Annotated in this window: 7 protein-coding genes and 1 pseudogene; all 8 read right to left on the minus strand. The window is 36.6% G+C overall.

The window, feature by feature from the left end:
- Nucleotides 1–6: 6 nt before the first annotated feature.
- Entirely contained in the window at nt 7–1,197 is a 1,191-nt protein-coding gene (locus tag FDF36_RS09365) for a S41 family peptidase (RefSeq protein ID WP_220391151.1), read from the minus strand.
- A gap of 12 nt (nt 1,198–1,209) precedes the next feature.
- Nucleotides 1,210–3,702: pseudogene (locus FDF36_RS09370) on the minus strand (BamA/OMP85 family outer membrane protein); the annotation flags it as partial.
- Between the two features lie 329 nt (nt 3,703–4,031).
- A complete protein-coding gene (locus tag FDF36_RS09375; protein WP_220391153.1) occupies nt 4,032–6,668 on the minus strand; it encodes a carboxypeptidase regulatory-like domain-containing protein in 2,637 nt (878 codons plus the stop codon).
- A gap of 100 nt (nt 6,669–6,768) precedes the next feature.
- Entirely contained in the window at nt 6,769–7,761 is a 993-nt protein-coding gene (locus FDF36_RS09380) for a FecR family protein (RefSeq protein ID WP_220391154.1), read from the minus strand.
- Between the two features lie 16 nt (nt 7,762–7,777).
- On the minus strand, nt 7,778–8,539 hold the full coding sequence (locus tag FDF36_RS09385; RefSeq protein WP_220391155.1) for a hypothetical protein: 762 nt from the start codon (nt 8,537–8,539) through the stop codon (nt 7,778–7,780).
- Between the two features lie 86 nt (nt 8,540–8,625).
- Nucleotides 8,626–9,171 carry an RNA polymerase sigma-70 factor gene (locus tag FDF36_RS09390; protein WP_220391156.1) on the minus strand — a complete coding sequence of 182 codons (546 nt, stop codon included), beginning with the start codon at nt 9,169–9,171 and terminating at the stop codon, nt 8,626–8,628.
- A 488-nt stretch (nt 9,172–9,659) separates the two neighbouring features.
- Nucleotides 9,660–12,233 carry a hypothetical protein gene (locus FDF36_RS09395; RefSeq protein ID WP_220391157.1) on the minus strand — a complete coding sequence of 858 codons (2,574 nt, stop codon included), beginning with the start codon at nt 12,231–12,233 and terminating at the stop codon, nt 9,660–9,662.
- A 51-nt stretch (nt 12,234–12,284) separates the two neighbouring features.
- The gene (locus tag FDF36_RS09400; protein ID WP_220391158.1) at nt 12,285–12,683 is read right to left on the minus strand and encodes a PH domain-containing protein; all 399 of its coding nucleotides are present in this window, start codon (nt 12,681–12,683) and stop codon (nt 12,285–12,287) included.
- Nucleotides 12,684–12,796 lie beyond the last annotated feature (113 nt).

A 12,796-nucleotide genomic window follows, 5' to 3' on the forward strand; every position in this document is an offset into this window, starting at 1 on the left:
GATCTGTTATTTTAACCATTTACTTTGGGATGGATATTTTAGTAATTTGATCATACTAATCAGCTTGCATAGTCTTTCATCTGAATTTTTTCCTTTTATTTCAATCTCAGGAATTGTGCCACTGTGTAAACTTCCATCAGCATTTAATCCAGCTAAAGCAGGATAACGAATTAATATACCACTAAAGGGGAGTCGAACTAAAACAGGATCTGTTCCAATTCCTCCACCGCCAGTAGTTTCTCCAACAATTGTAGCCCATGATGTATTTTGTGCAAAATAAGCAAATTCATCCGCAGCAGAAAAAACTGTAGAATCAGTTAGAATTAGAATCTTCCCTTTAAAAGGAATTGGAAAGGATGGATAGAAAGTTGTTGCTTCTTCTATCACTTTGAAAGTATCTGTCTGAAAGGACAAAGGCAGAGATGGCAATAATTCTAAATTCCAATTGATAGTCCTCTCATGTGAAAAAAAAGAGTTGTTATGTTTCCCATTTTTTAAAATAAAGCATCTTTTGAAATGAAGGGGATGATTTATCAATCTATTTACAATCCCTTCTCTCCAATAAAAACTACTCCCTCCTTTATTTTCCTGTATATCAATTATGATATACTTATAATTACTCGCTAAATATAAGAATTTACTAATTTTCAGAGAGTCTTCTTTCAAATTATCCAAATCAAATGATGGTATCCGAAGTATTGCAGTTTTCAACTCAGGTATAAGAGAATCTTTATATGCAATATCTTTTTTTGTCTTTAAATTATTAATTTTACTTTTCGGCAATAAATTGTTCCAAAATGATATTTCATTTTGAGATTTGTCTAACGTATTTACCCATTGTATATATATAGGATTTATAAAACAAGCCTCACCATATCTTGCTCTGAATAGATTCCAATGATAAGTCGGTGCCAAGTCTAAATGTTTATGACGTAGGCTTCCAACAATTGAATCAATTAAAACAAGATATTCTTTATTATTTTGTGAGGCCAAAATTCGATTTAAAAAAAAGTCAGATTTAGATAACCATGACTCTCCATATTTGTGCTCATATGTATCAAAATAGGGGTAATTATATTTTAATGTTTCAATCAAGAAAGTAAAATCACCAATTTTTTCTTGCCATGTTAATTTGTTAACATTTTGGCTCATCGTAGTTTGAACAACAAATAGAAATAAAAGCACTATATATTTCATTATTACTGCTATTTAAAATTCCTTTCCTAAAATAAAATGAGGATGCCAACCTCCTTTTTTCCCATTTATTCTATCGAATCCATAAGCCATATCAATGCCCATCATACCAATCATTGGCAAAAAAATACGAACACCAATACCTGCAGAACGCTTCAAGTCGAACGGGTTAAATTTATTAATGTCGTGCCATGCATTACCAGCTTCCAGAAAACTTAATACATAAATATTAGTACTCGTTTCTAACATCAATGGATACCTTAATTCAAGGCCAAGGCGTGTGTAAGCATAACCCTCAGAGCCATATGGTGTTAATGCACTATTTTCATAGCCACGTAAAGCGATACTTTCAGTTGCATAACTTGAGTAACCCGTCATACCGTCACCACCTACGTCAAATGTACCGAATGGTGATTTTTTATATTTATTGTAGTGACCAAGTAATGCGAACTCTGCACGTGCCATCAGAACCAAGCACTTTGAATGAGCAACAGGATCCATCAACGGGATGTATGTCTTACTTTTAAACTTCCATTTATGGTATTCGACCCATTTATGGAGTTTATTCATATTATCTTGAGTTATGTAACCTGTTTGTGGATTGGCATAATAACTCTCGTAGTTCTTACCATCAAAAGCCGAATACGGAGGAGTAAACTGAACTGAAAATGAAAAGTCAGAACCTGAACGTGGAAAAATCGGGTTATCAACAGAGTTGCGAGCCAAAGTCAATGAAATACTAAGGTCATTGCATTTCCCATTAGTTACCGGAAAATATTGCCAGTCTTTAAGATTGTAACGTTGGTAAGAAAACTCTGCAGAAAGGGTGAAATAGTCATCCGGCCATTTTAAACGCTTGCCCCAACCAGCAGAAAGCCCCCACATTTTAATTGATTTATCCGGATCATAGTAGTTCTCATAGTTACTATTGTTATAGTTGTTGAAATGATTAGAGCTATAGTAACGGTCACTGATACTGGTCTGCACAGAGTAAAAAGCCGAAAGCGAGAATGAGTTCGGACGCTTTCCTCCAAACCACGGATCGAAAAATGAAAGACTGTAAGATTGGTAGTATTTAGCATTTGTCTGCCCACTGATAGTTAATGTTTGTCCGTCACCTTGCGGTAGAATACCACGATAGTTTTCACCCGGACGCAGCAAATTAGGAAGAGAGAAATTAGTAAATTTTAGACTCAGTTTACCAATAATTCCGGTTTGTCCCCAACCGGCAGAGAACTCTACTTGGTCATTAGCTTTGGATGTCAAAGGCAAACCTATATCAACTGTTCCATTCATAGGATCCGGTTGAATATTCGGTTGCAGATGCTCTGGATCAAAATGCCCCATCTGCTGGATTTCACGCAAAGAACGCATTAAATCATCTTTACTGAACAACTGTCCCGGACGGATACGGAGTTCGCGGCGGACTACATTTTCATACAAACGGTCATTCCCGCTAATACTAATCTTATTGATAGTTGCTTGACGACCTTCACTAATTCGCATTTCGAGGTCAATAGAATCACATGTTATGTTTACTTCTACCGGATCAAGGTTGTAGAAGAGATAGCCATTGTTGTAATACAAGTTACCAATAGCATCATCATCTGTAGAAATACGCTCATTTAATAATTTTTGATTGTATACATCACCTCTCTTCATGCGAAGCAAAAAGTCTAACCGTTCTGAAGGATAAAGTGTATTACCCACCCAAGTTATATTACGGAGATAATATTTCTGCCCTTCATCTATTTTTAAATAAATATTAACCGCTTTATCGTTGTGTAGTGATATACTATCACTTACGATCATAGCATCACGAAATCCTAATTCATTATATTTGTCAATGATAAATTGCTTGTCCGCTTCATAGTTTTCCGGCACAAATTTCTTAGTGCGGAATAAGTTGAGAAGCTTGCCTTTCTCATTGGTCTTCTTCATTACTTTCTTTAACTTAGAAGTTCTGATTGCAATATTACCAACGATGTTGATTTCATGTATTTTTATTTTTTCTTTTTTGTCGATATCAACATCTACAATTACTTGGTTTTCGTTAGATAGATCATCTTTTTGCACGATGGCAACTTCCGCATTTTTAAATCCTTTGTCATCGAAATAGTGTTTGATTATTGTTTTAGCACGATCCACAATATTTGGAGTAATTTGATTACCTTTTATCATTCCCAATTTATTTTCCAAATCGGTGCGCTCCGATTTCTTGATACCATGATAACGTATCTCTGCGATACGAGATCGTTGTGCCAGAATGATTTTTAGCCAGATCTTGTTGCCTTCCATTTTCTCTGCTGTAATCCGTACATCGGAAAACAAACCATGACGCCAATAGCGCTTGATTGCTCCGGATATTTCCTCTCCCGGAACAGTAATTGTTTGTCCCACCGACAGTCCGGATAGTCCTATCAATACATAATCTTCATAATTCTTCACACCTTCAATCTTTATGTCTGCTATCTCATACCTTTGGGGGTTGCTATAAGATATTTTAGGAGGAATTAGCTTTTCCTGATTACTCTGAGCAAAGAGTTTTACATAAGAAAAAAATATAATCAATAATAAAAGCAATTTTAATATCCTCATATCACTATTCAAATTTCTGGATTTTAAATATTTTATCTAATAAATAGAATATAGAATGCGATAATCTCCTATAAAAAATAGAAAAGTGACCGCTATAAATATATAAAAATAATCTGTCCAACTTTCTGGGTGCAGATCACTTAAACTATTCTAAGTTGTACGTTTATGATTATTATATGCAGTACAAATGGAATAATTGAAACTAAGAAATGACTGGTATTTATATAAATGAATTTGTTTTAGAACTGAATTTTGTAACTAAGGTTAGGTAACATATTACTTACATTTATTTTTTCTATAACTTTTTTCTGTTCGTTATACTGATAGCCATGCTGTCCGGTATATCCAGTCAGATTCAGAAGTTGAAGCCCAAACTCGTGAGATACACGTTTCTTGTTTAGCTTATAACTGATACCTAAATCAACTGTAAAGGCTGGCGAGAACTGTTTACTAAATGCTTGTGCTTCCTCGTAGATAATATCCTTTTCACTCAATGATTCAGCTTCATCAATAGGGGTATAGCGGTCACCGCCCTGATAAGAAATTCGGATATTTGTATTGAATATGTGTTGGCGTTGTTTGCCCCATATCCATTCCTTACCACCTAAAGCGTTAAACAAGTAACTCCGATCAAGCCGTGTGTTTCGCCAAATGTTATCACCACCCAGATACTCCGACTTAAAGACAGAACCCGTCAGCATGTAATAATATCCTTTGCTTAGATAGCGCTCCAACGTGATGTCTATACCATAATTTCGCCCTTTTCCTTCATTTACCAATTGACGATCTAAATAATAAGTATCGTGGTTAATGATAGAAAAAGAGGTTCCCGGTTCAACTGGTACATTAAACAATGCCTGATAGTAAGGTTCTATTTTCAAATGAGTGTTTTCTGAAAGACTTAAATCGTAGGATAACACAAAATGGTGTGCTTTGGCAAAGTCCAATTCTTTATTCACTGCATCTTTTCCTGTTTCCGTTGATTTTACATAGTAATAATCCAGCTTTTCCCGGCGACTATGTAATCCATAAGCTAAGGAGATAGATTGTTTAGGATTGAAATTCCATTTTAAAGCCAATCGGGGCTCTATCGTCCAATTTGAGTTTAAAGTAAATAGCTGTGCATTTACGCCTACATTGGCAGTCAATTTATCGGTCAATTTGAATATGGAGTTACTATATGCCGACAATACCATAGCTTCGCCATTACCTTTCACTATTCTTTGCATTGGTTTATTTTGTCCGAAGTTTGGTGACAAGTTAAAATCCAAATCATATAATAACCCAGTAATTGTAATTCCTGAACGGTTGGTATGTCGGGAACTATATTTTTTGTTGAAATAAGAATTTAGAACAATGTCCAAATTGGTGCTTTTCATATCTACAACAGGCAAATAGTAGGATGAGTTTTGAAAAAGAAGCTGTTCTACTTCGGGACGATTATCTGAATAAGTTGCAGCCAGTGATGTTTTGAAATAGGCATTATTGTCTAAATTATACCTATGCGTTACTCCACCTGCTCCTTTTGCCATTGTTGTTTTAGACTTTTGTCTGTCAGCAAATGTTTCCCATTCGGAATAATTTTTTAAAGCATCACCTTTATTCATATCCAGTAAGCCAATCCCCCAAACAGAGAATATTCCAGCCTTACGTGTCGGAAAATTCAGTTTGAAAGTAAGATCTTGATAGCTTATACCTGTGTTTTCGGTGAAAGCTCCCATTAATCCGGTTGCAGAATAGCGGTAGTTGAAAATATAAGAACTTCCGGTTTTCCTATTAATAGGACCCTCGGAAGCAAAGTCAAGACCTAACAGTCCGACTTGAACAGCGTGTTCAAACTTATCATTATTACCGTTTCGGATAGACATATCAAATACGCCTGATAGAGCATTACTGTATTCTGCGGGGAAAGCACCATTAAAGAAATCTGAATTACCCATTACTTGACTGCTAAGTCCCGAAAACAGACCACCACCGACACCTGCGACATCGGCAAAGTGAGTCGGATTAGGAATTTCTATACCTTCCATTTTCCATTGTAAAAACTGCGGCGAATTACCACGTATGGCAATAGCATTTGTTCCCGGAGTTCCTGCCACACCAGCAAAAGACGTGACAAGCCGAGCCGGATCATCCAGCCCGCCAGCAAATCGGTTCGCTTCTTCAACGCTAATCATACGTCCCCCAGTCAGAGCCATTGAATTGAGAGGTCGTTCTTTATTAACTCTCGCACGTACTACCACTTCATCCAACTTTAGGGAACTTTCAACCAAAGCTATATCACAGTTCACTTCTTTGGCGGAAGTCAGTAGAATTTCTTTCATTACAGCAGGTTCATACCCCAAATAAGATACCTGAATATCATATCTGCCAATGGGAATATTATTGAATCTAAAACGTCCCAAACTATCACTTGTTGTTCCTATTTGCGGATTAGTATTTGAAAGAACGACAGTGACGTATGGGATAGAAGAACCCGATGCTGCGTCTTTTACAACCCCTTTGATAGTTTGCCTGAAAGTATTATCTTGTGAAGTATTGGCAGGTATTGGGACTATAATAATATGCAACCCATTGATTTTATAAGTAAATCCAGTATCTTTTAGTGTTTGTTCAAGCACTTCTTTGAGATTGACCTTTTGGACTTTTATTGTAATTTTCCTGCTGACATCTATCTGTGCTTTGCTATAGGCAACCGTGTATTTACTTTGTGCTTCAATTTGTTCAAAGACTTGCTTTACAGTAATTTCACGCCTTGAAATTGTAAATTTCTCATTTTGGGCGTTTGAATGAATAGAGATAAAAAGGAAAATAATCAGGCTGATTATTTTATAGCTTGAGTAATTTTGTCTAATTTTGAATTTTGATAAAGACATATTTTTTATATCATTAAAAAGTTAAATACTATTTCTCTAAATGGAACAAGTTTGACTTTTATGAACCGGGAAGTGGCTTCGAAACAATTTCCGGTTCTTTTTATTTATTACCCCCTTTCTTTATAATGGTTATTTTACTATTTTCTTTCTTATATTCAAAACCACCTACGACATCCTGCAATACGTTCAGGACATCTTCAAGGCTTTCATTATGAATGAACTTAATGGTATATGGAGTATTCAGGAACGCTTGCTTACTATAATCAATAGTAACGCCATACCGCCGTTCAATCGTATTCACAATATCATTGAAAGTGGCATCCTGAAATACAAGTGAGCCATCTTTCCAACTACTGTTTTCACCCGTAACCGCATTTATCAATACAGAATTGTCTATCTTATTAAACACTATCTCTTGATTAGGTTTGAGAATATACTTGCTATCCGTTTTTCCTGACTGAATATCCACCTGTATCTTTCCACTATTAAGGGTTGCAATAGTTCGGTCATTCGTTGGGTAAGCTGATATGTTAAACTTAGTGCCAAGAACCCTTACGGATAGATTGTTTGTTTTTACTATAAATGGTTTTGCTGCATCACTGGCTACTGAAAAATAGGCTTCACCATCCAAAGCGACTACACGGGTAGAATCTTTAAATTTAGAGGGATAGGTTATTTTAGTGCTGGAGTTTAATAGGATTGTTGTTCCGTCTGCCAATGTACATTGTTTCTGTTGGTTGCTGGAAGTTACTACCTCTATCATTTCTACATCCTGATTTATATAGAGGTAACTCCCAAATATCAAGAGTACAGGAATAATGATAGCTGCACTTCCTAATAAAACACGACGTATTCTTAAATGCTTCTTTTGGTTCTCTAATTGCTTAATCTTATTTTTCACTCTATCCAATGCCTTGTAGGTATTATCATTCGGAGCAATTTCCATTTCATCCCAAATGGCAGACATGGCATTATTCTTTTCAGCAGTCCATTTATCTTTGATAATCCATTTTTGTACCTTTTCCTCTATTTCAGGAGGATATGAATCTAAAAAGAACTGTTTGAGTATTTGATAAATATAATTCTCTTTCATAGCTGCTTACTTATTATTAGAAACCAATAGAAACACGTCCGGATGACTCTAATTTCCATTTCTGTGATTTATTATCATACTGATATTCTGCGCCAACACTCATTTCTGCATCTTTCTTCAAATCAACAGATACGGAAGCCCCAACACCTGTATGTGGAAACAGTGAGTTATAGGCAGAGAATGGGTATTCTTCTCCCGAAAAAACATATTGCCCCCACATCTTTAATCTAATATTATTTGTAAGAGCATATTGTATTCTTGTATTCATACCCATAATATCTTGACGAAAAAGAGGTGATGCAAAATAGAATTGTCGGCTAAACATTCCCCCGACATCTATAGCTATTCTTTTAGATGGCATCCAACGTATAGCACCATTCAATGAAATATATTCTCCTAATCCTATATAAGATTTTTGTTCGCCACTTCCAACAAATGAAAACTGTTTGTATATACGGTTTTGCTGAAACCTATAAAAGTCCGTCAGGATAGGATTATTTTTTAAAAGCATTGGATAAGGATAGTAAAAAGGGGACATTCCTATTGAAGAATTGATTGGCATTATCTCTGATGATGAGGATAATTCAATAGTTCCTTTTCTATTTATCTCATCCGGTAGTTCAGGTTTGATCGGTTCTACGCTCAAAATTTGTTCCCCTGTCTTGATAGTGGAATTACTTTGTATATCTATCTTTTTCTTAACTTCGATAGATTGAGCGAAAATAGATACGACAGATGCAAAAGTTAAAAATAGTAATATTGCTATTCGTTTATTCATGATTGCTTTCCTTCCTTTTATAGTGCCTATACTATATATACAATCATGTAGCTTATTACTCCCGATCTAAAACTAATATTTTTTTGTTAGAGGAAGAATATTAAGAAAGCTGAGATAACACGCTTAATTTCCTGCAAAGCCAAACTAAGTTGATTTTCAACCGTTTTCTTTGATATTCCCAGTTCTTCGGCTATCTCATTATTGGAAATTCCTTTCTCCCGGCTCATTTGATAAATCTTTTTCCTTTGAACAGGCATCTTGCATACAGCCATTTCTACCAAAAGACTAATTTCCTTTGCAAATAATATTTCGTCAGAACTATCAGCAGCTTCTTCATCCAAGCCATTAAAGCTATTCTTATAGTTTTCTTCGACCAGTTTATGCTTTAGGTGATTTAAAGCTGTATTCCTTGCAATGGTATATAGGTAGGTGTTAAATGCTTTGTTTGGGTCTATAGATGTATGATTCATCCACAGTTTTACGAAAATATCCTGTGCCAGTTCTTCGGCATCACTTTCTGACCTCAAAAGTCCAATCAAGAGATATTTTACCTTATCGAAATAAGCCAAAAACACTTCTTCAAAAGCCTTATGATCGCCATTCTGCAATGCTTCAATGGTTGATATTTCCATAGATATTGTGAATTAGTAATTATATCGTTGTGCAAAAGTATAAAAGACAACGAGTAAATAGGAACGATTACAGAAATAAAACGCTGCAACCACATAGACTTTAAGTAATATTCGGTTTAGAATATATTTATTAGTTGAAAAGTAGGTGTAAGGTGCAAGCATATATTTATATATATAGCTTGCTCCTTACACCTAAGTTTAAAGATTAGTAATCAAAGACTTGCATAATTTAAAAATAACCTGTACTTTTGAACCCAAGATTAATGCAGACGAGGTGCAGGCAGATAAGGACAATACAAGTCTTTTGAAATCGTAACCAAGTCGTAACCTGAGATAGTTCATTGAAAATATAACGCTGATATTGAGCGGGTTGCAAGGCAAGGTTCATTTACCTGTCTCTCCGCTATAAACATTGGTTATCAATGATTTGAAGGAATTTACCCCGTTTTATATTATGTTAATATAAAACGGGATATTTTGTTTTTTTATCAATCCCCATAGGTACCGATTAATCCATTCGTTGTGATAGTTTCTGCACTTATTTTCAACTTCCGGCATCTGCTGTTATTATAGAAACGGATATGTGCTTTCCCTTCCTTATCCGGAGTGATGGACGGATTCCAGTATAATGTACGACGATAGTCGGGGATGGGAGGGAGTACAGAATAATTGGGTTGATAGAATTCTTTAACTTGGCTGTAACCGTCAAGCCATGTCTTTCTGACACCTTTTCCTGCTTCTGTCGGTATCTTACCTTCCGGATGTGTTTCGATCAGTACGGCACAACTGTATAAGTCGGATACATCAAACGGAGTTAATCTCGGATCTGCATACTGGCAAATCGTAGATAGATTTTCAGTGATATAAATCGATTTAATGGCTTCAAGTCTTATATATTTGTACTTATTATAATCCATTTCTGTATGTCGGGTACATTCATAGTTGATCACGAAAAGTGGCATTTTGCCTTTATAATACAGGTAATTTCTTCCAGGAACAGGACTGAAATTTTTATTCATGTTCATCATAAGTTCGTGTATGTCTTCACCAATGAATTTTCCACTGTCTTTTATGTCGTCCAGTTCGGAATGCACATCATAATAAGCAATCGATTTCGCACGGCTTTCATATATCTCTTTTTCTTTGGTTCTCTTTTTGGCTTTGATAGTTACCTCTTTTAAACGGTAGTTCTTTTCATGGTTACCTGCCTTTGCCAGCGAATCTGCGTAAGCGGCAAAGAAGGCTTCGATATCCTCTTCAGGTAGGGGAGTGGTTTCCACTTCGGGCATAAGTTCTTTCTCTTTTTCTGCGTTGGAAATACTTACCTGCATATCCGCATAATGATATTTTCGGGGGGCAGGGCTGAATAGCCTATCCAATAAAATACGGTAATCTTTCTTTTTTCTATTGACTGTAACCGCCAATATCAAGTCCCATTTTCCATATATATCGGATATTAGTGAGAAGTGTCCTAAACTATCTGTAGTGATGGCTTCGATGAAACTGCTGTTTTCCTCATTCTCCCCGCGTTTCTTCAGGAAGCAGGACACTTCTACGTTAGGCTTGGGAAGTTGCCGGACGAAAGAGACGACCTGCCCTCGTGTTTCGATACCTTGTTCCGGTCCGTATTTAAGATCAAGAGATTCAATTCCTGTCATTTGTTTCCAAGAGTAGCGGCGCCATCCCTGCACTCTTAATAAGAGATCGATTGCCTTGCGGTGTGTATCGTCCCGGGATTCGAAATAATATTGGGGATTGTTGACATATCCTTTTATTTCGGACATTAATAAAAGATCGGTCAACATATTGTGCCCTGATTCTACTTCATTCATGCCGTCTCTCACAGATAGGGCAAATGGGGTTTGTACCGGAATCTTTTCTTTTCCGGTCAGGGTGAATTCAAGGTTCACCAATTCGTAAGGGTCGTATGTTTCTTTGTCTGCCTGTACCTTAACGGATAATTGCTCTTGGGGATAGGTAAATATCAAACGATCCGATAGGACCTCTCCGTTACTGTTGAATAATGCGATTCGGGAAACTCCGGGTACTAATTTGCTTTTATCTATTTTGAAGCGAATCGTTTCATTACCTTCGACATCGATCAGGCAGAATTTGTATAGTTTGCCTCCGCTGATGACTGCCAGTCCCAATACGTCGGAGGGGGTATTGGAATTCTTTTGAACTGCTATTTCGATGCTGTCTGTGTATGATAAATTGTCAGCATGTAATATATATCCTCCCGGTAAGGCCTCCGGCATATTGAACTGGTGCTTTTTGCCATTAAATTCGACTATCGCTTTTTGTTTCTCTCCCGTAGGTGTGTAATTGAAAACTCCCCGTCCATCATGTGCGACACTGAAACGGGCTATTTCTTGTTTTTCTTCGTTAATAACAATACCGGTGAGGGTAATGGGGTTTCCATAGGCATCTGTCGCTTCAAAAGCCACTTCGGATTCTATCCCCCGAACCAGATTTCCACCTTCGGGAAAGAACTTTAAATTTACTTTTTTACCTTTTGTCGGTTTGGGACGCTCCAGCGGGTAGTTTCCTGTCGCATATTTCCGCATCTCTTTTTCTGCAAAATCGCCTTCTGCCTTAGGTTTGTCGAAAACCGGCAACAGTCTTGAGAAAATGATATCTCCTCCAAAATTCAGCATATATTTTGTGTAGGCACGAACTTCATAAAATCCTGAATAAAACGGGATTTGGTTTAGTGTGAAATCTCCGTGGCATTGTCCGTTTTCTATTTTTAATGTCCGTTTGTCGATAACTTCACCACCGGGATTTAATAATTCGACATATAAAGTCTTGCTCAGGTCAGTGGCCGGATGCAGGTCGGAAGTGATCAGGAAACATTTAAACCAGATATTATCACCTTGGTAATAACTGGTATTGTCAAATTGCAGGTAAACCTTCTCTTGAGGGATATATTTGGAAAAATTATCGATCAGGTAGGCGTATTGGCTTAGTTTTTGGACAATACTGTCCGTGGTTTGTGCAGATACACTCAGGCAAAACAGGTATAATAGCAAATGTACCTTTAATGTTTTAGGTGTTTTCATTTCGTATCTTGGGTTAGATGGGAGATTGGTTTTTCCGTTGTGAGTCCTGTCTTAAATAAAGTTCTTTACTCTTACATCGGGATTCGTCTTTTGCAGGGCTTTTATCAGTTCCCAGGGTGATTGGGGATCTATCATGACAAACCCGGTGGCGTGTCTGATCTTTATTTTCTGCATGCCCAAGGCATGGCGAGTATACGTAACATCGGTGATATGACTGAATGTTCGTTTTTGGCGGAAGAAGTCATTTACTATTTGTAAATCTCCGTTTTTCTTGACAATGTATTTGCAGGATGTTTGTGAAAAATAGATGGTTGCACTGGGACCTATACATGCGGCACCTATCCAGATTGCTTGTATAGTTGTGAAACTGATCGCAATGCATGCTATTATACCTATGGCGAACAACCAAAGTCCTAATTGGGGATTTCGCGCTTTAAATGTTTGTTCCATCTTTTTTAGATTATATGTGTAACTGTCTGATAAAGATAGAAAAAAATATAATGAAAGAATCTTTTTTCTATTCTTTTCTGAATTGTGGCTGCGAAAATAATTATTTAGGGTCT

This window comes from Bacteroides fragilis (genome assembly GCF_019583405.1).
Classification (GTDB): Bacteria; Bacteroidota; Bacteroidia; order Bacteroidales; family Bacteroidaceae; genus Bacteroides; species Bacteroides fragilis_B.

Coding starts and splice junctions, on each gene's coding strand:
- FDF36_RS09365 (WP_220391151.1), bottom strand. CDS start 1,197: ATGAAATATATAGTGCTTTTATTTCTATTTGTTGTTCAAACTACGATG.
- FDF36_RS09375 (WP_220391153.1), bottom strand. CDS start 6,668: ATGTCTTTATCAAAATTCAAAATTAGACAAAATTACTCAAGCTATAAA.
- FDF36_RS09380 (WP_220391154.1), bottom strand. CDS start 7,761: ATGAAAGAGAATTATATTTATCAAATACTCAAACAGTTCTTTTTAGAT.
- FDF36_RS09385 (WP_220391155.1), bottom strand. CDS start 8,539: ATGAATAAACGAATAGCAATATTACTATTTTTAACTTTTGCATCTGTC.
- FDF36_RS09390 (WP_220391156.1), bottom strand. CDS start 9,171: ATGGAAATATCAACCATTGAAGCATTGCAGAATGGCGATCATAAGGCT.
- FDF36_RS09395 (WP_220391157.1), bottom strand. CDS start 12,233: ATGAAAACACCTAAAACATTAAAGGTACATTTGCTATTATACCTGTTT.
- FDF36_RS09400 (WP_220391158.1), bottom strand. CDS start 12,683: ATGGAACAAACATTTAAAGCGCGAAATCCCCAATTAGGACTTTGGTTG.